The 23,640-nt window shown below is 75.4% G+C and carries 25 protein-coding genes and 2 pseudogenes; 17 read left to right on the plus strand and 10 right to left on the minus strand.

What is annotated here, in order from left to right:
• The first annotated feature begins 11 nt into the window (after nucleotides 1-11).
• The 4 genes from BLW63_RS24290 (at nucleotide 12) to BLW63_RS24305 (ending at nucleotide 3,961) form a co-directional block, all read left to right on the plus strand.
• Complete coding sequence (locus BLW63_RS24290) at nucleotides 12-1,541, plus strand: aldehyde dehydrogenase family protein (protein WP_091159278.1); 1,530 nt, start codon at nucleotides 12-14, stop codon at nucleotides 1,539-1,541.
• Between the two features lie 40 nt (nucleotides 1,542-1,581).
• On the plus strand, nucleotides 1,582-1,761 hold the full coding sequence (locus BLW63_RS24295) for a hypothetical protein (RefSeq protein ID WP_091162029.1): 180 nt from the start codon (nucleotides 1,582-1,584) through the stop codon (nucleotides 1,759-1,761).
• Between the two features lie 225 nt (nucleotides 1,762-1,986).
• On the plus strand, nucleotides 1,987-2,235 hold the full coding sequence (locus tag BLW63_RS24300) for a hypothetical protein (RefSeq protein WP_091162030.1): 249 nt from the start codon (nucleotides 1,987-1,989) through the stop codon (nucleotides 2,233-2,235).
• A gap of 202 nt (nucleotides 2,236-2,437) precedes the next feature.
• On the plus strand, nucleotides 2,438-3,961 hold the full coding sequence (locus tag BLW63_RS24305) for an amino acid permease (RefSeq protein WP_091162031.1): 1,524 nt from the start codon (nucleotides 2,438-2,440) through the stop codon (nucleotides 3,959-3,961).
• Between the two features lie 54 nt (nucleotides 3,962-4,015).
• On the opposite strand, the gene BLW63_RS24310 is transcribed toward BLW63_RS24305, so the two are convergent.
• A complete protein-coding gene (locus BLW63_RS24310) occupies nucleotides 4,016-5,416 on the minus strand; it encodes a threonine/serine exporter family protein (protein WP_091162032.1) in 1,401 nt (466 codons plus the stop codon).
• Nucleotides 5,417-5,587: 171 nt separating this feature from the next.
• Here BLW63_RS24310 and BLW63_RS24315 point away from each other — a divergent pair, with 171 nt between their 5' ends.
• The 3 genes and pseudogenes from BLW63_RS24315 (at nucleotide 5,588) to BLW63_RS28720 (ending at nucleotide 8,191) form a co-directional block, all read left to right on the plus strand.
• Nucleotides 5,588-6,754, plus strand: a complete 1,167-nt coding sequence (locus tag BLW63_RS24315) for a Glu/Leu/Phe/Val family dehydrogenase (protein WP_091162033.1) — start codon at nucleotides 5,588-5,590, stop codon at nucleotides 6,752-6,754.
• A 68-nt stretch (nucleotides 6,755-6,822) separates the two neighbouring features.
• Nucleotides 6,823-7,455: pseudogene (locus tag BLW63_RS29120) on the plus strand (2-oxoadipate dioxygenase/decarboxylase family protein); the annotation flags it as partial.
• Nucleotides 7,456-7,531: 76 nt separating this feature from the next.
• Nucleotides 7,532-8,191: a 2-oxoadipate dioxygenase/decarboxylase family protein gene (locus tag BLW63_RS28720; protein WP_211517281.1), complete on the plus strand. Its 660-nt coding sequence runs from the start codon at nucleotides 7,532-7,534 to the stop codon at nucleotides 8,189-8,191.
• Nucleotides 8,192-8,206: 15 nt separating this feature from the next.
• Here the strand turns inward: BLW63_RS28720 and BLW63_RS24325 are convergent, their stop codons facing one another.
• Nucleotides 8,207-9,112 carry a LysR family transcriptional regulator gene (locus tag BLW63_RS24325; RefSeq protein ID WP_091162034.1) on the minus strand — a complete coding sequence of 302 codons (906 nt, stop codon included), beginning with the start codon at nucleotides 9,110-9,112 and terminating at the stop codon, nucleotides 8,207-8,209.
• Between the two features lie 107 nt (nucleotides 9,113-9,219).
• Here BLW63_RS24325 and BLW63_RS24330 point away from each other — a divergent pair, with 107 nt between their 5' ends.
• The 3 genes from BLW63_RS24330 to BLW63_RS24340 all read left to right on the plus strand — a co-directional run bounded on the left by BLW63_RS24330 (nucleotide 9,220) and on the right by BLW63_RS24340 (nucleotide 13,044).
• Nucleotides 9,220-10,386: an NAD(P)/FAD-dependent oxidoreductase gene (locus BLW63_RS24330; RefSeq protein WP_091162035.1), complete on the plus strand. Its 1,167-nt coding sequence runs from the start codon at nucleotides 9,220-9,222 to the stop codon at nucleotides 10,384-10,386.
• A 137-nt stretch (nucleotides 10,387-10,523) separates the two neighbouring features.
• Entirely contained in the window at nucleotides 10,524-12,053 is a 1,530-nt protein-coding gene (amaB, locus tag BLW63_RS24335) for an L-piperidine-6-carboxylate dehydrogenase (RefSeq protein WP_091162036.1), read from the plus strand.
• Between the two features lie 10 nt (nucleotides 12,054-12,063).
• Nucleotides 12,064-13,044 (plus strand): LysR family transcriptional regulator, encoded by a 981-nt coding sequence (locus BLW63_RS24340; RefSeq protein ID WP_091162037.1) that lies wholly within the window; start codon nucleotides 12,064-12,066, stop codon nucleotides 13,042-13,044.
• On the opposite strand, the gene BLW63_RS24345 is transcribed toward BLW63_RS24340, so the two are convergent.
• From BLW63_RS24345 to BLW63_RS29125, 4 genes and pseudogenes are all read right to left on the minus strand, one after another.
• Nucleotides 13,016-13,642, minus strand: coding sequence for a TetR/AcrR family transcriptional regulator (locus BLW63_RS24345; RefSeq protein ID WP_091162038.1), 627 nt, complete (start codon nucleotides 13,640-13,642; stop codon nucleotides 13,016-13,018). The genes BLW63_RS24340 and BLW63_RS24345 overlap by 29 nt on opposite strands.
• The gene (locus BLW63_RS24350) at nucleotides 13,639-15,147 is read right to left on the minus strand and encodes an MFS transporter (RefSeq protein ID WP_244522782.1); all 1,509 of its coding nucleotides are present in this window, start codon (nucleotides 15,145-15,147) and stop codon (nucleotides 13,639-13,641) included. Before BLW63_RS24350 ends, BLW63_RS24345 begins: the two co-directional genes overlap by 4 nt.
• A gap of 223 nt (nucleotides 15,148-15,370) precedes the next feature.
• A complete protein-coding gene (locus BLW63_RS27570; RefSeq protein ID WP_091162040.1) occupies nucleotides 15,371-15,712 on the minus strand; it encodes an FCD domain-containing protein in 342 nt (113 codons plus the stop codon).
• 193 nt (nucleotides 15,713-15,905) lie between these two features.
• Nucleotides 15,906-16,010: pseudogene (locus BLW63_RS29125) on the minus strand (hypothetical protein); the annotation flags it as partial.
• Here BLW63_RS29125 and BLW63_RS24365 point away from each other — a divergent pair.
• Both BLW63_RS24365 and BLW63_RS24370 read left to right on the plus strand, forming a co-directional pair.
• On the plus strand, nucleotides 15,984-16,262 hold the full coding sequence (locus tag BLW63_RS24365; protein WP_211517282.1) for a universal stress protein: 279 nt from the start codon (nucleotides 15,984-15,986) through the stop codon (nucleotides 16,260-16,262). The pseudogene BLW63_RS29125 and the gene BLW63_RS24365 sit on opposite strands and share 27 nt — an antisense overlap.
• Before the next feature lie 171 nt (nucleotides 16,263-16,433).
• The gene (locus BLW63_RS24370; RefSeq protein WP_170856954.1) at nucleotides 16,434-16,856 is read left to right on the plus strand and encodes a response regulator; all 423 of its coding nucleotides are present in this window, start codon (nucleotides 16,434-16,436) and stop codon (nucleotides 16,854-16,856) included.
• A 95-nt stretch (nucleotides 16,857-16,951) separates the two neighbouring features.
• On the opposite strand, the gene BLW63_RS29130 is transcribed toward BLW63_RS24370, so the two are convergent.
• Both BLW63_RS29130 and BLW63_RS24380 read right to left on the minus strand, forming a co-directional pair.
• A complete protein-coding gene (locus BLW63_RS29130) occupies nucleotides 16,952-17,125 on the minus strand; it encodes an alpha/beta hydrolase (protein WP_091162065.1) in 174 nt (57 codons plus the stop codon).
• Nucleotides 17,122-17,583, minus strand: a complete 462-nt coding sequence (locus BLW63_RS24380) for an Lrp/AsnC family transcriptional regulator (protein WP_244522783.1) — start codon at nucleotides 17,581-17,583, stop codon at nucleotides 17,122-17,124. The genes BLW63_RS29130 and BLW63_RS24380 overlap by 4 nt, the downstream gene beginning before the upstream one ends.
• A 165-nt stretch (nucleotides 17,584-17,748) precedes the next feature.
• On the opposite strand from BLW63_RS24380, the gene rocD reads away from it, so the two are divergent.
• From rocD to BLW63_RS24400, 4 genes are all read left to right on the plus strand, one after another.
• Complete coding sequence (gene rocD, locus BLW63_RS24385) at nucleotides 17,749-18,987, plus strand: ornithine--oxo-acid transaminase (protein WP_244522784.1); 1,239 nt, start codon at nucleotides 17,749-17,751, stop codon at nucleotides 18,985-18,987.
• Between the two features lie 77 nt (nucleotides 18,988-19,064).
• Nucleotides 19,065-19,544 carry a DUF2975 domain-containing protein gene (locus BLW63_RS24390; RefSeq protein WP_091162043.1) on the plus strand — a complete coding sequence of 160 codons (480 nt, stop codon included), beginning with the start codon at nucleotides 19,065-19,067 and terminating at the stop codon, nucleotides 19,542-19,544.
• Nucleotides 19,544-19,789: a helix-turn-helix domain-containing protein gene (locus tag BLW63_RS24395; protein WP_091162044.1), complete on the plus strand. Its 246-nt coding sequence runs from the start codon at nucleotides 19,544-19,546 to the stop codon at nucleotides 19,787-19,789. Before BLW63_RS24390 ends, BLW63_RS24395 begins: the two co-directional genes overlap by 1 nt.
• Nucleotides 19,786-20,925, plus strand: coding sequence for an NAD(P)/FAD-dependent oxidoreductase (locus tag BLW63_RS24400; RefSeq protein WP_091162045.1), 1,140 nt, complete (start codon nucleotides 19,786-19,788; stop codon nucleotides 20,923-20,925). The genes BLW63_RS24395 and BLW63_RS24400 overlap by 4 nt, the downstream gene beginning before the upstream one ends.
• 10 nt (nucleotides 20,926-20,935) lie before the next feature.
• Here BLW63_RS24400 and BLW63_RS28300 read toward each other — a convergent pair whose 3' ends face one another.
• Together BLW63_RS28300 and BLW63_RS28305 are read right to left on the minus strand one after the other, a co-directional pair.
• Nucleotides 20,936-21,676: an AAA-type ATPase lid domain-containing protein gene (locus BLW63_RS28300; protein ID WP_244522785.1), complete on the minus strand. Its 741-nt coding sequence runs from the start codon at nucleotides 21,674-21,676 to the stop codon at nucleotides 20,936-20,938.
• 45 nt (nucleotides 21,677-21,721) lie between these two features.
• Nucleotides 21,722-22,456 carry a sigma-54-dependent transcriptional regulator family protein gene (locus tag BLW63_RS28305; protein WP_244522786.1) on the minus strand — a complete coding sequence of 245 codons (735 nt, stop codon included), beginning with the start codon at nucleotides 22,454-22,456 and terminating at the stop codon, nucleotides 21,722-21,724.
• Between the two features lie 138 nt (nucleotides 22,457-22,594).
• Here BLW63_RS28305 and BLW63_RS24410 point away from each other — a divergent pair, with 138 nt between their 5' ends.
• Nucleotides 22,595-23,638: an amidohydrolase family protein gene (locus BLW63_RS24410; protein ID WP_091162046.1), complete on the plus strand. Its 1,044-nt coding sequence runs from the start codon at nucleotides 22,595-22,597 to the stop codon at nucleotides 23,636-23,638.
• The last annotated feature ends 2 nt before the right edge of the window (nucleotides 23,639-23,640 follow it).

The raw sequence follows: 23,640 nt of genomic DNA on the forward strand, positions 1-23,640 counted from the left end.
CAGGAGGAGCCATGTCCGAGCAGAGCGTGCTGAGCCCGTTTCCCGGTGCGACGTCCCCGCCGACCCGGCTGATGCTGATCGGCGGGAACTGGGTGGAGGCCGTGGACGGCGACTGGCGGGAGATCGCCAGCCCGGCCCGCCGGGGCTCGGTGATCGCCCGGGTTCCGCGCGGCACCGCCACCGACGTCGACCGCGCCGTCGCCGCCGCCCGGGAGGCGTTCCCGGGCTGGCGCGATCAGCACTTCAAGGAGCGTCAGCGGGTGCTGCTGCGGATCGCCGACGCGCTGGAGGGCCGCGCCGAGGAGCTCGCCCGGGTCACCGCCGCCGACACCGGCAACGCGCTGCGCAGCCAGGCGCGGCCCGAGGTGGCGCTGCTGGTGGACCTGTTCCGCTACTTCGGCGGGGTCGCCGGGGAGGTCAAGGGCACCACGCTGCCGGCCGGGGCGACCCAGCTGCAGTACACCCGGCAGGAGCCGCTGGGGGTGGTCGGCGCGATCCTGCCGTGGAACTCGCCGCTGATGATCGCCGGGTTCAAGGTGCCGGCCGCGCTGGCCGCGGGGAACACCATCGTGCTCAAGGCCGCCGAGGACGCGCCGCTGTCGATCCTGCTGATGGCCGAGATCGGCGAGCAGTTCCTGCCGCCCGGTGTCCTGAACGTGGTCACCGGCACCGGCCGGGCGGCGGGCAACGCGCTGGTCGAGCACCCCGGCGTGGACAAGATCTCCTTCACCGGCTCCACCGAGGTCGGCCGCGGCATCGCCGGCCGGGCGGGGCAGCGGCTGGCCCACCTGTCCCTGGAGCTGGGCGGGAAGAACCCGTCGATCGTGTTCCCCGGCGCGGTGACCGACGAGCTGATCGAGGGGCTGGTGCTGTCCTCGCGGATCAGCCGGCAGGGCCAGAGCTGCACCGCCGGCTCCCGGCTGTTCCTGCACCGCGACGTGCACGACGAGGTGCTCGCCCGGCTGTCCGGGCGGCTGGGGTCGATGCGGGTCGGGGATCCGCTGGACGAGGCCAGCGACATCGGCGCGGTGATCAACGAGACCCAGTTCGGCTCCATCCGGGAGTACCTGCAGGACGGGCTGGCCGACCCCGCGCTGCACGTCGAGACCGGCGGGCTGCCGCCGACCGACGGGCCGCTGGCCGAGGGGTTCTTCCACGTGCCGACGCTGTTCTCCGGCGGCGACAACAGCTTCCGGCTGGCCCGCGAGGAGATCTTCGGGCCGGTGGTCGTGGCCATCGCCTGGAACGACGTCGACGACGTGGTCCGGATGGCCAACGACACCGCCTACGGGCTGGGCGCCTACGTGTGGTGCTCCGACATCGACCTGGCGCTCACCACCGCGCACCGGCTGGAGGCCGGCTGGGTGCAGGTCAACCAGGGCGGCGGGCAGGTCGTCGGGCAGTCCTACGGCGGCTACAAGCAGAGCGGCATCGGCCGGGAGGTGTCCCTGGAGGGCATGCTCGCCGGCTTCACCCAGACCAAGCAGGTCAACGTGCGCCTCGGCTCCGGCCCCACCCCCGCGCCCCGCACGGGACCCTGACCGGGCGCCGCACCACTGCCGACCTGACCGGAGGGGACCGATGGCCGACTACACCGCGACCGCGATCTGTGAGGGCGACCACTGGGTGATCGACGTCCCGGGTGTCGGTACGACCCAGGCCGACAGCGTCGACGACATCGAGGAGATGGCGCTGGACCTGGTCGTCGCGATGACCCACACCGCTCCCGAGGAGGTGCGCCTCCAGACGCGCATCGTCTGACCCGGCCACCTCCGGGTGGGGTGCGGTACCAGGAACGGGCGGGGTACCCGCACCGTCGCCCGACGGGGAGCCCGGTCGCCCGTCGGGGCGTGCGGACCCTCACGCCCCGACGTCCGACCCGGGACTCCGACACGGTCGTACGGTGAGCCCCGGTGTCGAGGCGCCGCGGCGTGCCACCCGTCGACGAGCGGAGCAGCAGTGTCCAGCCAACCCGGAGGCCCCGGCGTGCCCGGTCACCGCACCCTCGGGCAGCAGCAGGGGACGCCCGGATCCGCGGCCGCCGGCGGCTGGGTCCGGCGCCTGGTGCACGGCCTGGCGCTCCTCGACTCCTGGTACCCGGCCGGCGGGCACCCGGGCTCCCCGCAGGCCGCATGGCGGCTGCTGCGCGCCGAGTGGACCAGCTCCGGGGACCTCACCGAGCGCCAGGCCGCCGTCCTGGTGACCCTCGACGAGACGACGGCCTGGGGCGCCTGACCCCGGTGAGGCGGTTCCGGCGCGGGCGTCGGTGACCCGACGTCGGGCCGCCGTCCCCGGCCTCCCGCCCGCGCGCCGCGCGGGCTCCGCATCCCCGGCGTGACGCAGCGGGGTCGTGGTGGCGGCGCGGCTTGGATGGCCCCACGATCGTCGTGCGAGCCCCCGCCCGACCCCACCGACTCGGCGTCCCCGAGGAGCGGACATGGCACACGGCCCAGCAGGCAGCGGCGACCTCCAGAAGGGTCTCAAGCAGCGACACCTCACGATGATCGCGATCGGCGGCGTCATCGGCGCCGGCCTGTTCGTCGGCTCCGGCGCGATCATCGGCGAGGTCGGCCCCGCGGCGTTCCTGACCTACGCCCTCACCGGCGTCCTGATCGTCATGGTCATGCGGATGCTCGGCGAGATGGCGGTCGCCAACCCCTCGACCGGGTCGTTCGCCGACTACGCGCGGCAGTCGCTCGGCGGCTGGGCCGGCTTCAGCGTGGGCTGGCTGTACTGGTACTTCTGGGTCATCGTCGTCGGCTTCGAGGCCGTGGCCGGGGCCGCGATCCTGCAGCGCTGGCTGCCTGACGTCCCGCTGTGGCTCATGGCGCTGGTCCTGATGGTGCTCATGACGGCGACCAACCTGTTCTCGGTGGCCTCCTACGGGGAGTTCGAGTACTGGTTCGCCGGCGTCAAGGTCCTGGCGATCATCGCGTTCATCGGCCTCGGCGCGTTGTTCGTCCTGGGCCTGTGGCCGGGCCGCGACCTCGACTTCTCGAACCTCAGCGAGCACGGCGGCCTGTTCCCCAACGGCGTCGGCACGCTCTTCTCGGGCATCGTCATCGTGGTCTTTTCGATGGTCGGCGCGGAGATCGCCACCATCGCCGCCGCGGAGTCCGACGAGCCGGAGCGCGGCATCGCACGGGCGACGAACTCCGTCGTCTTCCGGATCCTGATCTTCTACGTCGGCTCCATCTTCCTGCTGGCCACCATCCTGCCGTGGAACTCCACGGAGCTCGGTGACTCGCCGTACGTGGCCGCGATGGAGGAGATGGGCATCCCGGCGGCGGCCGAGATCATGAACGCGGTCGTGCTCACCGCCGTCCTGTCCTGCCTGAACTCGGGCCTGTACACGGCCTCCCGCATGCTGTTCGTGCTCGCCGCCCGGCACGAGGCACCCGGCCGGATGCTCTCGATCAACCGGCGTGGGGTCCCCGCGTGGGCGATCCTCTCGTCCAGCGTCGTCGGATTCCTGTGCGTGATCGCGGCCTACGTCTCGCCGGACACCGTCTTCCTGTTCCTGCTCAACTCCTCTGGCGCGATCATCCTCTTCGTCTACCTGCTGATCGCCCTCTCCGAGCTGCGGATGCGGCCGACGATCCCGCCGGAGCGGCTGCGGGTGAAGATGTGGTTCTACCCGGTCTTGACCCTGCTCACGGCGGCCGCCATCGTCGCGGTCCTCGTGCAGATGTTCATCCGGGACAGCACCCGGTCGCAGCTGCTGCTCAGCTTGCTCGCCTGGGCGCTGGTGCTCGTCGCCTACGCCGTCCGGCGCAAGGCCATCGGCGAGGCCCACCTGACCGAGGAGGGGGTGGCCGCGGAGACCCGCGCCGACCGGTGGATGCACGAGCACGGCGCCGCCGCGGACGTCGAGGTCGACGCCGCCGTGGGGGAGGGCCGGCTCGACCCGCGCGTCATCCGCCGGATGGACGAGGAGGGCTACCCCAACGAGGCGCCGTGACCGGCGCGTCCCGGGCGCCGGACAGCGTCCGGGGCGCCCCGGCCCGCGGGCGGCTCACTCGGCGGTCATGGCGCGGCGGCGGACCCGCTCGTCGTAGCGGTCCCGCCGCGCGCCGAGCGGCCGGCCGAGGTACTCGCCCAGCGTGACGCCGGCGGCGAGGGCGAGCCCGATCGCCGCGGCCCCGACGAGGGCGGCCAGCCCGCCCGGGATGTCGGCCTCGACGACGATCGCGAACAGCCCTCGGTAGATCGCCAGCCCCGGCAGCAGCGGGACGATGCCGCAGACCGCGACGAGCACCGGCGGGATCCGGAGCCGGTCGGTCACCAGCTCACCGCAGAGCCCCAGGACGACGGCGGCGACCCCGCTGGCCACCGCCGGACCGGCACCCACGGCGCCGGCCGCCCAGAACGTCGTCCACGCCAGACCGCCGGCGCCCGCGGCGAGGACGACGGCGCGGGGGCGGGCGTGGGAGGCCAGGGCCCAGGAGCCGGAGATCCCCGCCGAGGCGGCCAGCCCGACGGCGAACGGCACGACGGGGACCGGGGCGACGACGTCCAGCGGGATGCCGGCCCGCAGGGCGACGTCCAGCACGGCGGCGATGCCGACGACGATGCCCGCGGTCAGCGTCAGCACCTCGAAGGCCCGGGCCGCGGCGGTCACCGGGAAGCCGCTGATGGCGTCCTCGGCGGCGCCGACCAGGGACAGCCCGGCGAGGAGCACGACGATGCCGGCCGCGACGACCAGGGAGCTGCGCACGTCGGCGTCCCAGGCGAGGAGCGCGACGGCGACGCCCGTCGCGAGCGCGGCCCCGGCCGCCTGCTGGAAGAACCGCGGCAGGCTGCGCCGGTCGAGCACGCGCAGCACCGCCTCGATCAGGGCGGTGGTCAGCGCCGCGACGAGGGCCTCCAGCCAGCTGCCCCGGAGGAGGAACCCCACGGAACCGGCGACGCCGGCCCAGCCCAGCGCGTTCACGGTGCGGCGGTAGGTGGGGGGTGCGGAGACGACGCGGTCGAGCCGGTGGTGGGCCTGCTCGACGTCCAGGCCGCCGGTGCCGACCGCACGGGCCAGGTCGGTGATCCGCTGCAGCCGCGTGTAGTCCGTCCGGCTGGTGCGCACCGTCCGCATCGCGGTGAGCGGCACCGCGTCCTCCCGGTCGTAGCTGACCGTGATCGACGTGAAGGTGACGTCGACCTGGCAGTTCGCCAGCCCGTAGGCGGCCGCCACCCGCAGCACGGTCGCGGTCACGTCGGCCGCGGCCGCACCGACGGCGAGCAGCGACGCCCCGATGCGCAGCGCCAGGCCCAGGGCCGCGTGCGCCGCGAGGTCGTCCATCCCGCCACGCTGGGCCCGCAGGCCGATCGGCGCGGTCGGCGGGGAGGTGCCCGCGATGGCCCGCCAGGCCCGCTCCGGGATGCGCGCGTAGGCCGAGCGACGGGACCGAGGGCGGTCGGACACGCCCTCAGGCTAGGTCGGCGCCACCCTGCCCGGGGCGCGGCGGCGGGCCAGCCCCAGCAGTCCTGGTGCCAGGGCCAGGGGTGTCCGCCCTCGCGGGCTCCCGGCCGGCCCGGTGCCCACCGCAGACTCGCGGTCGGCGGTTCCAAGTGCGGAGAACGGAGGCCCGGGGCCATGACGGAGGACGTCCTCTCCCTGGTGGACGAGTGGGGCCCGGAGAAGGTGGTGTGCGTGTCGGACCGCCGGTCGGGCATGCGCGGCGTCCTGGTCCTGGACAACACGGCGCGCGGCATGGGCAAGGGCGGCACCAGGATGAGCCCCACCCTCACCGTGCGCGAGGTCGCGCGCCTGGCCCGGACCATGACCTGGAAGTGGGCCGCGGTCGACCTGTTCCACGGCGGGGCGAAGGCCGGGATCCTCGGCGACCCCCGCGCGGCGGACAAGGAGGCGGTGCTGCGGGCCTTCGCCCGGGCGCTGCGCAACGAGGTGCCGGCCGAGTACGCCTTCGGGCTCGACATGGGCCTGACCGAGGACGACGCGGCCGTCCTCCTGGACGAGCTCGGGGACCGCGGCGCGGCCGTCGGCCTGCCGCGGGCGCTGGGGGGACTGCCCTACGACGAGCTGGGGGTGACCGGCTTCGGGGTCGCCGAGGCCGCCGACGCCGCGGCGGCCGAGTCGGGGTGGCAGCTCGCCGGCTCCCGCGTCGCGGTCCAGGGGTTCGGCGCCGTCGGCGAGGCGGCCGCGCGGCGGTTCGTCGAGCTGGGCGCGACCGTGGTCGCCGTCTCCACCGCGGCCGGCGCGGTTCACGACCCCGACGGCCTCGACGTCGCCCGGCTGTCGCGGCTGCGGGCCGACGTGGGCGACGACTGCGTCCGCGAGTACGGCGGGGTGCAGCCGGCGGACACCGCGCTCACCGCGCCCACCGACGTGCTCGTCCCCGCAGCCCGGGAGGACGTCGTCGACGACGCCGTCGCGCTGGCCACCACGGCCCGTCTAGTGGTCGAGGGCGCGAACCTGCCGACCACCAGCAGCGCCCGCAAGATCCTCGCGAAGCGCGGCATCCCGGTCGTCCCGGACTTCATCGCCAACGCCGGCGGGATCGTCGCCGCGGCGCACTCGATGGACATGCGCCGCTCGCCGTTCCGCGTCGATCCCGACGACGTCTTCCCGATGATCTCGACGAAGCTGCGGGCCAACGCGTCGGCGGTGCTCGCCGAGGCGAAGCGCACCGAGGACACACCGCACGCCGCCGCTCACCGGCTGGCCCAGCAGCGGGTGCTGGCCGCGATGCGGCTGCGCCGGCAGCTGCCGCCCGACACGACCCTGGAGCCGCTCCCGTGACCACCGTCGCCACTCCCGAGCTGCGGGCGCGCTTCGCCCGTCGGCTCTCCGCGCTCTACGGCCGGGAGGTGCCCGCCTACACGACGCTGGTCGAGGTGTCGAACGAGGTGAACCGGCAGGTCCTGGCGCGGGACGGCCGGGCCGCCGAGCGGCTCGGCTCCATCGAGCGGGTGACCGCCGAGCGGCACGGGGCCATCCGGGTCGGGACGCCGGAGGAGCTCGGCCAGGTGGCCCGCGTCTTCGGCGCCCTCGGCATGCACCCCACCGGCTGCTACGACCTGCGCGACGCCGCCCCGCAGCCGGTCCCGGTGGTCTCGACCGCCTTCCGCCCGACCGACCCCGACGAGCTGGCGGGCAACCCCTTCCGCGTGTTCACGTCGGTGCTGGTGCCGCAGGACCGGCGCTTCTTCGACGCGGACCTGGAGCGGCGGCTCACCCGGTTCCTCTCGGCGCGCCGGCTCTTCCCCGACGAGCTGCTGGTGCTGGCCGACCGGGCGGAGCAGGAGGGCGGGCTGGACGGGGCGGACGCCGCCCGCTTCCTGGACCTCGCGGCCGGGGCGTTCGCGCTGTCCCCCGAGCCGGTCGACCGGGCCTGGTACGCCGAGCTCGAGCGCGTCTCCGGGGTGGCGGCCGACATCGGTGGGGTGACCACCACCCACGTCAACCACCTGACACCCCGGGTCCTCGACATCGACGAGCTCTACGCCGCCATGCAGGCCCGCGGGATCCGGATGATCGACGAGATCCAGGGCCCACCCCGGTGGTCCCGGGCCCGACGTGCTGCTGCGCCAGACCTCCTTCCGGGCCCTCGCCGAGCCCCGGCGGTTCCGCGAGGCGGACGGCCGGGTCACCCAGGGCGAGCTGCGGGTGCGCTTCGGCGAGGTGGAGGCACGCGGCATCGCCCTGACCCCACGGGGCCGCGACCTGCACGAGCGGCTCGTCGCCGAGGTGGACCGGCGCCTGGCCGAGGCCCCCGGCCGGGCACGGCAGGAGGTCGCCGCCGCGGTGTGGGACGCCCGGCTGCCCGACTCCGAGGCCGAGCTGGTCCGCCGGGACCTGACCTTCGCCACCTTCACCCCGGCCGACCGCGTCCCCGACGGGACGGCGCCGCCGCGGGACCTGCCCGGCCTGCTCGCCGGCGGGTGGCTCCGAGCCGAGCCGATCGTCTACGAGGACTTCCTGCCCCGGTCGGCGGCGGGCATCTTCGCCTCCAACCTCAGCGGCCGGGGCGAGGTGGACGCGTCGCACGGCGGCGCGCACCGGGACGCCGACTGGCTGTCCGGGGCGATGGGGCGTCCGCTCCGCGTCCCCGAGCAGGTGTACGCGGAGCAGCGGGCGGCGTCGCTGGCCGCGGCCGCGGCCGCGCTGGGGGTCCGGGGCGGCATCGTCGACCCGGAGCCGGCCGCGCCCGCGCCGTCCGCCGCCGGCGCGCGCTGACGGCCGCGCCGGGGATCAGCCGCCCGGCACCGAGGCCCGGATGGCGTCGACGACCGCCCGCACCCCCGGCTGGGGTGCGGGCTCGCGGCGGTGCGCCAGCACCAGGGTCCGTTCCACGCGCTCGGTCAGGGGCACGGTGGCCAGGCCCTCGCGCCGCAGCGTGAGCATCAGGTCGGTCACCGGCGCCACGCCGAGGCCGGCGGCGACCAGGGCCAGCGTCGAGGCGGTGTCGGTGACGCTGTGGTCCACGCGGGGCTCGAAGTCCGCCCTGCGGCAGGCCATCCGGACGGCCCGGCCGTAGGCCGTGTGCTCGGGCGGCAGCACCCACGCGTCGCCGGCGAAGTCGTGCAGCGAGGACGGGCCCTCCCGCGCCGGGCCGCCGGCGGGCACGGCGACCGCGAAGCGCTCGGTGACGAGCACCAGCAGCTCGACGTCCGGTGCCCTGGGGATCGGCGCCTGCGGGTAGTCCACCCCGAAGGCGAGGTCGACCCGGCCGGCGGCGACGGCGGACGCGGCGTCGTCCACGTCCACCTCCATCGACCGCAGCCGGACCCCGGGGCACCGCTCGCGCACCCGGACCAGCGCCCGGGGCAGCAGCGCCGCCGCCGCGGTGCCGAAGACCCCCACGAGGACCCGCGCCCGCGGCTGCCCCGGCAGGCCGGCCAGCGCCTGCTCCGTCCGCCGGGCCAGCGCGAGCAGCTCGACGGCGTGGTCGGCGAGGAGGGAACCGGCGTCGGTGAGCTGCACGCGGCGCCCGACCTGCGTGAACAGCCCCGCCCGCACCGTCCGCTGCAGGGCGGCCATCTGCTGGGAGACCGCCCCGGTCGTGTACCCGAGGGCGGCGGCAGCCGCGGTCATGCTGCCGGTGTCCCGGACCTCGACGAGGGTCCGGAGCTTGACCAGGTCCAGGGTCACGTCCATGCAGGGAAGCTAAACGGTCTGAGCCAGGAAGCATCGCTGGTGCTGCACGGCGGTCGACCGCCACGATGGCGGTACGCCCTGCCGCGCCCGACCCCAGGAGGACCGGAATGACCGCTGACCGGCGCCACCCGCCGTCCTCCGCCACCGTCGTGGTGATCGGCGGGGGTGTGGTCGGCCTCAGCGCGGCCCACTCCCTGGCCCGGGCGGGGGTCCGCGACGTCGTGCTGCTCGACCGCGACGCCCTCGGGGGCGGGTCGACCTGCAAGGCGGCCGGTGGCGTCCGGGCGCAGTTCTCCGACCCGGTGAACATCGCGCTCGGGGCGCGCAGCCTGGAGGCGTTCCGCGAATTCCCCCGGCTGTTCGGCCAGGAGATCGACCTGCACCAGGTGGGGTACCTCTTCCTGCTCGGCAGCCGGCTCGCGGTCAGGGCCTTCGAGGCCAACGTCGCCCTGCAGAACGAGCTCGGTGTCCCGAGCCGCATGATCAGCGTGGCGGAGGCCCGGCGGCTGTCGCCGCTGATCGATCCCGACGGGCTGCTCGCGGCGGCGTACTCGCCGACCGACGGCCACTGCACGCCCGAGGCGGTGGTGCTGGGCTACGCGTCGGCCGCCCGCCGGGCCGGCGCCACCCTGCTGCCGCACTGCGCGGTCACCGGCATCGACGTCCGCGACGGACGCGTCGTGGGCGTGCGCACCGGCGCCGGGACGATCGCGACCGACACCGTGATCTGCGCCGCCGGCGCCTGGTCGGCCGAGGTCGGCTCGTGGGCCGGCGTGGACCTGCCGGTCACCCCGCTGCGCCGCCAGGTCGTGGTCACCGAGCCGGTCCCGGGTCTCGACCCGCACACGCCCTTCACCATCGACTTCGACACCTCCTTCTACTTCCACGCCGAGGGGGAGGGGCTGCTGCTGGGCATGTCCGACCCCGACGAGACCCCGGGCTTCCGGCTCGGCCGGTCCGACGGCTGGCTGCCGCGGCTCGGCGCGGCCGTCGAGCGGCGCGCACCCGCGCTGGCGGAGGTGGGCATCGCCGGCGGCTGGGCGGGCCTGTACGAGATGACGCCGGACCACAACGCGCTCATCGGCCGCGCCGACGCCGTCGAGGGCTTCCTCTACGCCACCGGCTTCTCCGGTCACGGCTTCCTGATGGGCCCGGCCGTGGGCGAGGTCGTGCGCGACCTGTACCTCGGCCATGATCCCTTCGTCGACGTCACCGGCCTGAGCGCGGGGCGCTTCGCCGGCGCGGACGCCCGCCCCGAACTGAACATCGTCTGAAAGAGGACCCCCTTGCCCCCCACCGTGGAAGGACCCCGTCCTCCCCACCCCTCGCACGCTCGGGGCGGTGCCCTGGACGGGGCCGCGGCGGGCCCCTGCAAGGGGGCCACCGCCGCCGCCGACCCGAGGAGCTGCACGTGACCACCCTGCCCACCGCCGAGGACCTCCGCCGCCAGGTGCTGGAGGCCGCCGGCCGCTGTGGCGTCGACCTCGACGCCCTGACCGGCGACCACCCGGTGACCTCGCCGATCAACGGAGCGCCGCTCGCGTCGGTCCCGTGGCGGACCGGAACCGACGTCGACGCCGCGGTCACCCGCGCCGGCGAGGCGTTCCGCGTCTGGCGGACGGTGCCCGCACCCGTCCGCGGCGGGCTGGTGCGCCGCTTCGGGGAGCTGCTCCGCGAGCACAAGGCCGACCTCGGCACCCTGGTCAGCCTGGAGGTCGGCAAGATCACCTCGGAGGCCCTGGGCGAGGTCCAGGAGATGATCGACATCTGCGAGTTCGCCGTCGGCCTCTCCCGCCAGCTCTACGGCCGGACGATCAGCTCCGAGCGTCCCGGGCACCGGCTGATGGAGACCTGGCACCCGCTCGGCGTCGTCGGGGTGATCAGCGCCTTCAACTTCCCGGTGGCCGTGTGGTCGTGGAACACCGCCGTCGCGCTGGTCTGCGGCGACCCGGTGGTGTGGAAGCCCTCGGAGCTCGCACCGCTGTCGGCCCTGGCGTCGGCGGCCCTGCTGGACCGCGCGATCGCCGAGGAGGCAGCGCCCGAGGGGCTCAGCCAGGTGCTGCTCGGGGGCGCCGACGTCGGCGAGGCGATGGTGGCCCATCCCGGCGTCGCCCTGCTCAGCGCCACCGGCTCGACCCGCATGGGCCGGGCCGTGGGGCCGCGGGTGGCCGACCGCTTCGGCCGGTCGCTGCTCGAGCTCGGCGGCAACAACGCCGCGATCGTCACGCCGTCCGCGGACCTGGACCTCACCACCCGCGGCGTCGTGTTCTCCGCCGCCGGCACCGCCGGCCAGCGCTGCACGACCATGCGCCGGGTCATCGCGCACGTCGACGTCGTCGACGAGCTCACCGACCGGCTCGCCGCCGCCTACCGGCGGCTGCCCATCGGCTCGCCGGTCGCCGAGGGGACGCTGGTCGGGCCGCTCATCCACGACGCCGCCTACAAGGCGATGCAGGACGCGCTCGCGGCCGCGGAGCAGCAGGGCGGGGAGCTCGTCGTCGGCGGCGGCCGCCGCCTCGAGGAGGAGGCGCCGGACGCCTACTACGTGGAGCCGGCGATCGTGCGGATGCCGGAGCAGACCGACATCGTGCGCCAGGAGACCTTCGCGCCGGTCCTCTACGTGCTGCCCTACCGCACGCTGGAGGAGGCCATCGCGCTCAACAACGACGTCCCGCAGGGCCTGTCGTCGAGCATCTTTACCTCCGACCAGGCCGAGGCGGAGCGCTTCGTGGCCGCCGACGGCTCGGACTGCGGCATCGCCAACGTCAACATCGGCACCTCCGGCGCGGAGATCGGCGGGGCCTTCGGCGGCGAGAAGCAGACCGGGGGCGGCCGGGAGTCGGGGTCGGACGCGTGGCGGGCCTACATGCGCCGGGCGACCAACACGATCAACTACTCCGGCGAGCTGCCCCTGGCGCAGGGGGTGAAGTTCACGGTCTGACGGCGCGACGGTGCTCAACCCCCTGCACCTGCGCACCCTGACCGCGGTGCTGCAGACCGGGTCCTTCGCCGTGGCCGCGCGGCGGCTGGGCTACACCCCCTCGGCCGTCTCCCAGCAGATCGCGGCCCTGGAACGGGCGGCCGGCCTGCCGCTGTTCGAGCGGGAGGCGCACGGCATCCGCCCGACCCCGGCGGCGGCGTGGCTCCGCGGCCGCGGGCAGGAGGTGCTCGCGGCGCTCGGGGCCTTGCAGGACGACCTGCGCGGCCTGGCGGACGGGGCGACCGGCACCGTCCGGCTGGGCAGCTTCCCGACGGCCAGCGAGCACCTGCTGCCCTCGGCGCTGGCCGCGCTGGCCGCCGGCTCCCCGTCGGTCGAGGTGCTGCTGGACGAGGGGGAACCCGGCGAGCTGGTGCCGCGGGTACACGACGGCGACCTCGACGTCGCCCTGGTCTACCGCTACACCCGGGTGCCCGTCCGGCGGCCGCGGGCGCTGGCGCTCACCCCGCTGCTCCGCGAGGACCTGGTCCTGCTGCTGCCGCCCGGGCACCGGTCGGCCGGGGAGGAGGAGGTGCGGCTCGGCGACCTCGCGGACGCTCCCTGGATCACCACCCGGCAGGGGACCGCGGGCGCCACGTGCCTGCAGCGGGTGTGCGCCGAGGCGGGCTTCGAGCCCCGGGTGGGGTACCGGAGCAACGACTACGACGTTCTCCGCGGCTTCGTCCGCGCGGGCCTGGGCGTGGCGCTCGTGCCGGTCCTGGGCTCCGTCCCGGACCCGGGGGTGGCGACGGCCCGGCTCGCCGGGGTGGACGTCCACCGGCACGTCGGGGTGCTGACCCGGCCCGGCCTCGGCAACCCGGCCGTGGCAGGCGTGGTCGCCGCGCTGACCGCCGCGGCGGCCGACCGTCACGACCCGGAGCGGGGGGTGTGCCGCGAGCCCGCGCTCCCGGCGACCCCTCCCCGGTTCAGTCCCGGGCCGGGACGCTCCCGGTGAGGCGGCCGGCGAGGGTTTGCGCGGCATCGGTGGCGCACCGGCGGAAGAGGTCGTCGTCCCCGGTGCACAGCCAGTTCACCGACGCCCCGAACAGCAGACCGAGCAACGACTCGGCCAGCACCTCGACGTCCCCGGACCAGGTGCCGCCGGAGGACTCGGCCACGCGCTGCAGCAGGTCGAGGACGTCGCTGCGGTACTGCTCGGTGGACTCCCGCGCCGCGGCCCGAAGGTCGTCGTCCCGGCCGCCCATCATGGTCAGCTCCTGCAGCACGATCTCGGCGCCGGGGTCGGCGATGACGCTGTCGACGTAGCCGAGGAGGGCGCGGGTCAGGATCTCCGCCGGGGTGCCCCCGGCCTCGACAGCCCGCCGGAGCAGCGCGGTCGACCGGTCGCGGTCGGCCCGGAACACCGCCCGCACCAGCTCGGTCTTGGAGCCGAAGGCGTAGTGCACCGCCCCCAGCGGGACGCCGGCCTCCTTCGCGACCGCCCGGGTGGTGAGCGACCAGGCCCCCTCGCGCTGCATCACCCGCATGGCGGCCGCCACGAGCTGGGCCCGGCGCTGCTCGACGGGCAGGTGCGCGCGTCTGGCCCCGGTCACCCGGCCAGCGTGGCAGGTGCCGGGTGGGCGTCAGCTGCCGTACCCGCACCCGGGCCCCGGCTGCCGCGCAGCAGAACGAGCGCCTGCACCGCCACGCCCGCCGCCAGCAGGGCGGCGACCAGCAGGACCACGTGCATGCCGGACACGAACGCCTGCCCGGCCTCGGCCAGGAGCGACGCGGCGGTCTCCGGCGGCAGCCCCGCCGCGACCTGCGCCGCGCCGCCCAGGGTCTCCCGGGCGGCCTCGGCGTCCCCCGCCGGCACGCCGTCGACGGCGCCGAGGTGCGCCGCGTAGACCGAGAGCCCCACGGTCCCGAGCACCGCGGTGCCCATCGCGCTGCCGAACTCGTAGGCGGTCTCGGACACCGAGGCGGCGGCACCGGCCCGCTCGGGCGGTGCGGTGGTGAGGATGACGTCGTTGGTCAGCGCCTCGGCGGCGCCGACGCCGCTCCCGATGAGCAGGCCGGTCACGACGAGCACGACCCGGTCGCCGTCCATCCCGAGCAGCGTGCCGGCCGCGAGTCCCGTCGCAGCCAGCGCCGTCCCGCCGCCGATGACCCACCGCAGGTCCAGGGAGCGGGCCAGCCACGGGGCGGCCAGCGACCCGGCCACGGTCGCGCCCGCGAGCGGGAGCATCCACAAGCCGGCGACCAGCGGGCTCATGCCGAGCACGAGCATGAGGTACTGCGGCAGGAAGAACAGCAGCCCGAGCAGGGCGAACACCGTCAGCAGGTTGGTGGCGACCGCGACGGTGAAGGCGCGGTACCGGAACAGCCGCAGGTCCAGCAGCGGCTCGGCCAGCCGGCGCTGCCGGCGCACGAAGGCCCACAGCAGCGCCCCGCCCGCGGCGAGGCCTCCGAGCACCGGCGCGCTCGCGCCGTCGTGGGCAGCGGTCTTGAGGGCGTAGACCAGCGGCAACACGCCGGCGATCGACAGGACGGCGGACAGCGCGTCGAACGGCCCGGGTCGCGGGTTGCGCGACTCGGGCAGCAGCAGCGGGGCGCCGACGAGCAGCAGCACCATGACCGGGGCGTTCACCAGGAACACCGAGCCCCACCAGGCGTGCTCGAGCAGGAACCCGCCGATGATCGGGCCGAGGGCGGCGCCGCCGGAGAACGCGGCCGCCCAGATCGCGACGGCCAGGCGCCGTTCCCGGGGGTCGGGGAACACCGAGCGCAGCAGCGCCAGGGTCGAGGGCATCAGCGTGGCCCCCCCGAGCCCGAGCAGGGCCCGGGCCGCGATGAGCATCCCGGCCGACGTCGAGAACGCCGCCACCAGCGAGGCGCACCCGAAGGCGGCGGCACCCGCGACCAGCAGCCGGCGGCGGCCGATGCGGTCGCCGAGGTTGCCCATGAGCACGAGCAGGCCGGCCAGCAGGAACGAGTAGATGTCGACGATCCACAGCAGCTCGGTCGACGTCGGGCCCAGGTCGGCGGTCAGGGCGGGCACCGCGAAGCCGAGCACGGTCATGTCGATGCTGATCAGCAGGACCGGGAGCGCCAGCACCGCGAGAGCGGACCAGCGACGGAGCGGGCTCACAGGGGTTCCTCGGGAGGTGGGCGGGGTGCCGGCCGAGCGGCCGGCAGCGCCATTCTGGCACGGACTTGGTCAACTGACCAAGTGCCTCCTCGACCAGGCCCTGCCGCCGGAGCCGGCGCAGCGCGGGAGCCCCGGGGGCGGCCGGGGAAGGGGGTGCGGTCCGCGGTCGCCGTCGGCGCCGCGCGGGCGGTCAGCCGCCGCCGAGGACGTCGATCGCCCGGCGGCCGAGGCTGCCCGCCACGTGGCGGCGCATGTGCTCCTCGGCGGCGTCGGGGTCGCCGTCGAGCACGGCGCCCATCATCGCCTGGTGCTCGGCCTGCACGCGGGCGCGGTCGCCAGAGGAGTCCTCCTGCGCCTCCAGGGCCGCCCGGCGGTAGCGGTCGGCCCTGTCCCACAGACCGTCGAGCAGCCCGACGAGCAGGTCGTTGTGGCTGGCCCGGTAGAGCGCGGCGTGGAACGCGCGGTGCGCCTCCAGGGCGGCCAGGCCCCTGCCGGCGTCGAGCGGCTCCAGCGACGCGGCCGCCTCGCGGATCCGCGCCCGGTCGGCCTCCGCGCCGCTCGGCGGCCAGCCGGACGGCGAGCGGGTCGAGCTGCTGGCGGATCTCGAACAGGCTCCGGGCCTCGGCCCCCGTCAGGGGTGCCACGCGCGCGTCCCGGTGGGCGCCCAGCACGACCAGGCCCTCCGACGACAGCCGGCGCATGGCCTCCCGCAGCGGGGTCGTGCTGACGTCGCGCTCGGCTGCCAGCGCCTCCTGGTTGAGGACCGCGCCGTGGGGCAGGGCGCCGGAGCAGGAGGACTCCCCGTGAGCGTGCTCGTGGACCCCCGGCACGCCGACCCCGACACGATGGTGGGGACCGAGGGCGAGCTCGCGGCGGCCGGGATCCCGCACACCGTCGAGCACCGCAGCGGCCGGGACCCGGTCGAGGAGCTCGTCGACATGGCGGGCCGGGACGGCGTCGAGCTCGTGGTGATCGGCATGCGGCGGCGCAGTCCGGTAGGCAAGCTGTCGGTGGGCAGTGCGGCCCAGCGGATCCTGCTCGACGTCAGCTGTCCGGTCCTGCCGGTCGAGGTCGCCGACTGAGCCCGGGGCGCTCGGCCACCTCGCCGCCGAGCGCGCGGCCGGGCGGGCCCCGGCTGTTCGCGGGCGGGGACGCCACGCGGGGGGGCGTGGTAGGCAACGACCGTCCTGCAGGGGACGGTCAGCGGCCGGGGGCCGAGCGGTGCCCCTGCCGCGCGACGAGGAGGTCGGTGCGTGACCGGGGACTGCTGCGGCGGCGACGGCTCTGCCGGCATCCGGGTGCTCCTCGTCGACGACCACCCGCTCGTGCGAAGAGCGCTCGCGGACGCGTTGTCCGAGGAGGCCGACCTCACCGTCGTCGGGGAGTGCGACGACGGCTCGCAGGCGGTGGAGGCGGCGGCGCGGCTCCACCCGGACGTCGTCTTCATGGACCTCTGCATGGCCGGGATGGACGGGTTGACGGCCACCGCGGCGCTGCGTACCGCCCACCCTGAGGCCCGGGTGATCGTGTTGACCGGGGAGGGCCCGGAGGTGCGGCCCGAGGCCGAGGTCGCCGGCGCGCACGCCCTGGTCCCGAAGGGCACCCGGCTGGGGCCGCTGCTCCGCTGCCTGCGCACCGTCGCGGTCGGTGGGACGGGCTGCCCCTTCTGCCTGTGACGGCCGGGCCCGCCGGGCCGCGCCGTCGTGCTGGGGCGGGCGCCTGCTGAGCTCGCCGGGAGCCGGGCCACGGCGACCTCCGGCGGTCCGGTCCGTCAGCACGTCGTCCCCTCGGCCGGGAGCGTGCCGTGGAGCAGGTAGGCGTCGACCGCGTCGTGGAGGCACTCGTTCGACCGCCGGTGGGCCGTGGCACCCTCACGGCCCGGACGCGATCGGCGTCCACGAGGCGGGCCTGGCCCGAGCCGGGGAGCGGCGGCCGGCAGCCTCAGGGGCGGGCGCGGTCGATCAGCCGGGAGAGGACGACCTCGCTGCGGGTCTGGTGGACGTTGGGCTGCTGCCGGAGCCGCTCGATGGCCTCCTCCAGGTGCGGGATGTCGGCGGCCAGGATGTGCACCAGCGCGTCCGCGGAGCCGGTGACGCTCCACGCGCCGACGATCTCGGGCACCTTCTCCAGGCTGCGGCGCAACTCCAGCGGCGCCGGCGTCCCCTCCCAGTAGACCTCCACGTAGGCCTCGGTCGTCCAGCCGAGGACCTCCGGGTCGACCAGCGCGGTGAAGCCGCGGATCACCCCCTCGGCCAGCAGCCGGTCCACGCGGCGCTTGACCGCCGGCGCGGACAGGCCGACCTCGTCGCCGATGACGGCGTACGTGGCCCGCGCGTCGCGGGTCAGGCAGCCGATGATCTGCCGGTCGAGCGGGTCCAGGCGGTCCACGGTCCTCTGCAACACATGCGACACCGTAGCCGCGGACACGCAACGGATCGACGCGCGGGACGCAACGGAAGCGCATTGATCGCGACATCCGGCCCTCCTAACCTCGATCGTGCACGAGCCCCCACGGCCGCCGCGGCCGGCTCGCGCGCGGTCCGCCGTCCGAGTCCCGGGAGGGTCCCCATGGTCGCGCTGCAGCACACGGAGAGCCGGTTGTCCTCGAGGGAGCACGCGGCCCTGACCCGGTCGGTGACGGCGCGCAACTACGCGCCCCTGCCGGTGGTCGTGGCGGAGGCGCACGGGGCGTGGGTGACCGACGTCGACGGCCGCCGCTACCTGGACTGCCTGGCCGGGTACTCGGCGCTGAACTTCGGCCACGGGCACCCGGTCCTGCTCCGGGCGGCCCGCGAGCAGCTCGAGCGGGTGACGCTCACCAGCCGCGCGTTCTACAACGACCGGCTCGGGCCCTTCGCCCGCGACCTGGCCGCGCTGGCCGGCATGGACCTGGTGCTCCCGATGAACACCGGGGCCGAGGCGGTGGAGGCGGGCATCAAGGTCGCCCGGCGCTGGGGGTACCAGGTGAAGGGCGTCCCGGCGGGGCGGGCGCAGATCGTCGTCGCGGCGGCCAACTTCCACGGCCGCACCACCACGATCGTCAGCTTCTCCACCGACGAGTCGGCGCGCGAGGGCTTCGGCCCCTTCACCCCCGGCTTCACCGTCGTCCCCTACGGCGACGCCGACGCGCTGCGGGCCGCGCTGACCCCGGAGACCGTCGCCGTGCTGATCGAGCCGGTGCAGGGGGAGGCCGGTGTCGTCGTGCCGCCCCCCGGCTACCTCGCCGCGGTGCGGCAGGCGTGCACCGACGCCGGGGTGCTGTTCATCGCCGACGAGGTGCAGTCCGGGCTGGGCCGGACCGGGGCCACCTTCGCCTGCGAGCTGGAGGGCGTAATCCCCGACGTCTACCTCCTCGGCAAGGCCCTCGGCGGCGGCATCGTCCCGGTGTCGGCGGTGGTGTCCCGCCGCGACGTCCTCGACGTGCTGACGCCCGGCAGCCACGGGTCGACGTTCGGCGGCAACCCGCTGGCGGCGGCGGTCGGCTCCGCCGTGGTGGGCCTGCTGGCGACCGGCGAGTACCAGCAGCGGGCGGCGGCGCTGGGCGTGCGGCTGCGCGACCGGCTCGACGGCCTGGTCGGGCGCGGCGTCCGGGCGGTGCGCAGCCGCGGGCTGTGGGCCGGGATCGACATCGATCCCGACCTGATGACCGGGCGCGACGCGTGCGAGCGGCTGGCCGAGCGCGGCGTGCTGGTCAAGGACACGCACGGGCAGACGATCCGGCTGTCCCCGCCGCTCGTGGTCGAGCCGGACGACCTCGACCGGGCCGTCGAGGCGCTGGCCGCGGTGCTGGACGAGGGCGCGCGCTGAACGCGGGCGCCGGCCGCCCGGCGCCCGTCCGCGTGTCACCTATTGACTCTCGATAGGTGTTTGTCGAGTATCGATGCGTGATCACGACGCGTCGGGTGGTCGGCCCACTCCGGTTCCTGCTCGCGGTGGCGTTCGCCGCCCTGCTGCTCGCTCAGCTGGTGTTCCTGCCGGCGCTGTCGGGGGCGATGGCGGCGGACTCGCCGGAGCTGGCGCACCTGCGGTGGCCGACGCTCGGCGTCGCCGTGCTGGGGCTGGGCTGCGTCCAGGTCGTGATCGTGTGCACCTGGCAGCTGCTCACCCTGGTCGAGGACGACCGCATCTTCAGCCCGGCGTCCATGGTGTGGGTGGACGCCATCGTCGCGGCGATCGCCACCGCGGAGCTGCTCCTCCTCGGCACCCTCGTGTGGTCCCTGGTCAGCGTGGGTCTCCCCGGCCCGCCGGTCGTGCTCCTGCTGCTGCTCGTCGCCGGGGCCGTGGTCGGGCTGCTCGTGGTGGTGATGCGGGCCCTGCTCCAGCAGGCCACGGCCCTGCGGACGGATCTGGAAGGCGTCATCTGATGCCCATCGTGGTCCGCATCGACGTCGAGCTGGCCCGGCGCAAGTTGAGCGTCGGGGAGTTCGCCGAGCGCGTCGGGCTCACCCCGGCGAACGTCGCGGTGCTCAAGAACGGCCGGGCCAAGGCGGTCCGTTTCAGCACCCTGGAGGCCATGTGCCGGGTGCTCGACTGCCAGCCCGGCGACCTGCTCGAGTGGGTCCCCGACGAGCACGGCGCGCCGCACGCCCCGCACGAGGCCGCCCGGTGAGCGACGACGTCGACGTGCTGGTGGTCGGCGCCGGGCTGGCCGGGCTGCACACGGCCACCCTGCTCGCCCGCCGCGGACACGACGTGCTGCTGGTCGACCGGCGGCCCACCCTCACCGGCGCGATCCGCACCACCGGGATCTTCGTCCGCAAGACGCTCGACGACTTCGCCCTCCCACCTGGGTGCCTGGGGCCGCCCATCCGGCGGGTGCTGCTCTACCCGCCGGGGCTGCGCCGCCCGGTCGTCCTGGACAGCGAGCGCGACGAGTTCCGCGTGGGCGACATGGGTCCGCTGTACGCCGCGTCGGCCCGGACGGCGGCCGCTGCCGGGGTGCGGATCGTCCTGGCCACCCGGTACGAGGGCCGACGGGACGGCGGACACCTGCTGGCCGGGCCCGACGGGCGGGTCCGGGTGCGGGCGCGCTTCCTCGTCGGCGCCGACGGGGCCCGGTCACGGGTGGCCCGGGACCTCGGCCTGGACCGGAACCGGCACCTGCTGGTCGGCGCCGAGGAGGTCTTCGCGGTCCCGGACCCGGGCGAGCCGCCGGCCTTCCACTGCGTGCTCGACCCCTCGCTCGCCCCCGGCTACCTGGCCTGGGTCGTCAACGACGGGCGGCACGCCCACGTCGGCGTCGCCGGCTACGCCGACCGCTTCCCCGGTGGCATGCGCCGGGCCCTGGACCGGTTCGCCGCCACCGCGCCGGGCCTGCCCCGCGCCGGCCGCCCTGAGCAGGTGGAGCGGCGCGGCGGCCCCATCCCGGTCGGTGGCCTGCTGCGCCGGATCGGCTGTCCCGACGGGCTGCTCGTGGGGGACGCCGCGGGAGCGGTGTCCCCGCTCACCGCGGGCGGCCTCGACCCGTGCCTGCGGCTGTCCGAGCACGCCGCCGACGTCCTCGACGCCGCACTGCGCACCGGGCGGCCGGACCCGCTGGCCGGCTACGACGGCGCGGCGCTGCGGGCCCGCTTCCGGGGCCGGCTGCTGCTGCGCCGCGGGCTGGCCCGGCTGCGCACGCCGGCCATGTCGGCGGCGGCGTTCCCGCTGCTGCGCACCCCGCTCGGCCGGGCGGCGGCGCGCCGGGTGCTCTTCGGCGACCACTCGTTCCCGGATCCGGTCGCCGTCCCCCTGCCCGTCCGCTGAGCCGCCGGGCTCAGTCGGTCGACCGGGGCGGCACCGCGATCTTGTACTGGGCGATCTTCCGGTACAGGGTAGCGCGGCCGATGCCGAGCTCCTCGGCGGCCCGGGTCACCGTCGTCCCGGGCCGGGTGAGGCAGCGGACGATCTCGTCGCGCTCCAGGCGCTCCAGCCGGCCGAGCGGGCGGCTGCCCCCGTCGAGGACCTCCGGCGCCAGGTGGTGCACGTCGACGACGTCCGCGCGGGTCACCGCCTCGCGCACCACACGCCGCAGCTGCCGGACGTTGTCCGGCCAGGCGCAGCCGGTCAGGGCGCGGGCGGCGCGCGAGGTGAAGTCCACCGCGCGGTGCCGCTCCCGGCGGGCGAACCGGTGCGCCAGCGGCAGGACGTCGTCGGGCCGCAGCCGCAGGGGAGGGGCCTCGACGACGGCGTCGGCCAGCAGGGCCAGCTGCCCGGGGATCGCGGCGAACTCCGGCGCTGCCAGCACGAACGGCTGGGGCGACCCGGCCCGCCGGACCGCGGTCAGGGTCTGCGCCAGCTCACCGGCCGCCCACGCCGGCAGGTGCTGCAGCCCGGAGGCGATCACGCAGGTGTCCGCGTCGCGCAGCTCCGGGGTCCACAACTCCAGCCAGGCCGCGACGTCGCCGCTCTCGGGCGCCCGCGCGTGCAGGATCCGCAGCCGAGGGGAGAGCCGGCGGCGGGCGAGCGCGGCCAGCGTGGCCTTGCCCGCTCCGGGCTCGCCGACGACGGTCGTCACCCGCCCCGCGTCGACGGCGATCTGCGCCTCGTCGACGGCGGCCCGCTAGGCCGCAGACACGCAGGGGTCGCCGGCGTCCGGGGCGAGGTGACTGCCGAGCACGTGGAAGACCTCGCCGCGCGGCGCCGGCCGCACCGCCCGGCCGCCGGCCCGCACCAGCATGAGCGCGCTGGTGGCGTTGGCCGCCGTCTGGGCCAGCCCCAGCAGCAGCCCCGAGGAGGCGGCCGACCACGTCGTCAGGTTGATGCTGCCCGCGAGCTCGCCGGTCACCGGCTCGAGCACCGGGGCGGCCGCGCAGGTGTACCCGCGCAGGTCGGTGCAGTAGTGGTCCTCGGCCCGCACCAGCGAGGGCGCGCGGTCGGCGAGGGAGAGCCCCAGGCCGTTGGTACCGGCGTTGCGCTCGTTGTAGGAGAACCCGGGCGCCAGGTGCACCCGGTCCAGCGACCGGCGGATGTCGGGGTCGTCGCCGAGCCGGGCGAGGACGAAGCCCTCGGAGTCGGCCACCATCAGGCTGACCGGCTCGTTGGGGATGGTGGCCTGCAGGTCGGTGAGCACCCGGTGCGCGCACTCGTAGAGCAGCGACCCGGTGTCCGGGGTGCCGGAGAAGACCGGGACGACCTCGTCCTGCGGCACGCCGTAGCCCTGGCTGCGCCGCCACGAGGCGCGCAGCCGGGGAGCCGCCGTCCGCCCGACCAGCGCGGGGTCGGACAGCGGGGACACCTCGTCCCGGCCCAGGTCGACGGTGCGCCTCCCTCTGCTGGGATGTGTGCGCTGTGCCACACCGGACTGTACGCGTCGGTTCCGCCGGGCCGCGTCCCAAAGTGAGACAGCGAGCAGTTCCGCAGCAGGTGGACGGGTGCCTAACGTCGTCGGCCAGGGAGCGTGACCGCTCTCACAGCGAGCCGACGGAGGCCGGAGATGTACAGCAAGGACGGCGAGCAGTACTACGTCGTGGACTCCCACATCGCCCTATGGGACGCGCGGCCGGAGAACCAGCGCAACATCCACGGCAAGCAGTTCATCGACTGCTTCTACGACTACCACCGCAACCTCAGCCCGGAGTCCGAGCTCTGGGGCTACGAGGAGTACCTCTACCAGGGCGGCGAGCGGCTGATGCGCGACGTCTTCGTCGACGACATCGTCGACCACGCGATCTTCCAGCCGGCCCGGCTGGCCGAGTTCTACCACCGGGGGTTCGGCCAGACCGAGGAGGCGCTCGCCCTGGCGCAGGCCCACCCGGACAAGCTGACCTACAACCACTACTGGGACCCGCGCGACGGCGAGAACGGCCTGGACGCGCTGCGCGCGAACGCCGAGCGCATGCACCTCAAGGGCGCGAAGCTCTACACCGCCGACTGGCACGGCGAGTCCCGCGGCTGGAAGCTCACCGACCCGATGGCCTACCGCTACTTCGAGGCCTGCCGTGAGCTGGGCATCAAGAACATCCACATCCACAAGGGCCCGACCATCCGCCCGCTGGACCGGGACGCCTTCGACGTCGCCGACGTCGACCACGCGGCCACGGACTTCACCGACCTGAACTTCATCGTCGAGCACTGCGGGCTGCCGCGGCTCGAGGACTTCTGCTGGATCGCCACCCAGGAGCCCAACGTGTACGCCGGGCTGGCCGTCGCGATGCCGTTCATCCACACCCGGCCGCGCTACTTCGCGCAGATCATGGGCGAGCTCCTCTACTGGCTCGGCGAGGACCGCATCCTCTTCTCCAGCGACTACGCGCTGTGGACGCCCAAGTGGCTGGTCGAGCGCTTCGTGGACTTCCAGATCCCCGAGGACCTGACCGAGTACGCCCCGATCACCACCGCGCAGAAGAAGAAGGTGCTCGGCCTCAACGCGGCCAAGCTCTACGACCTGCCGGTGCCCGCGCACCTGCAGCTGCCCGACGCCGACGAGACGGCCACCGGACCGCGCCAGCCCGCGGCCGCCGACCTCACCTCGGTCTGAGG

Source organism: Geodermatophilus africanus (genome assembly GCF_900107105.1).
GTDB lineage: Bacteria > Actinomycetota > Actinomycetes > Mycobacteriales > Geodermatophilaceae > Geodermatophilus > Geodermatophilus africanus.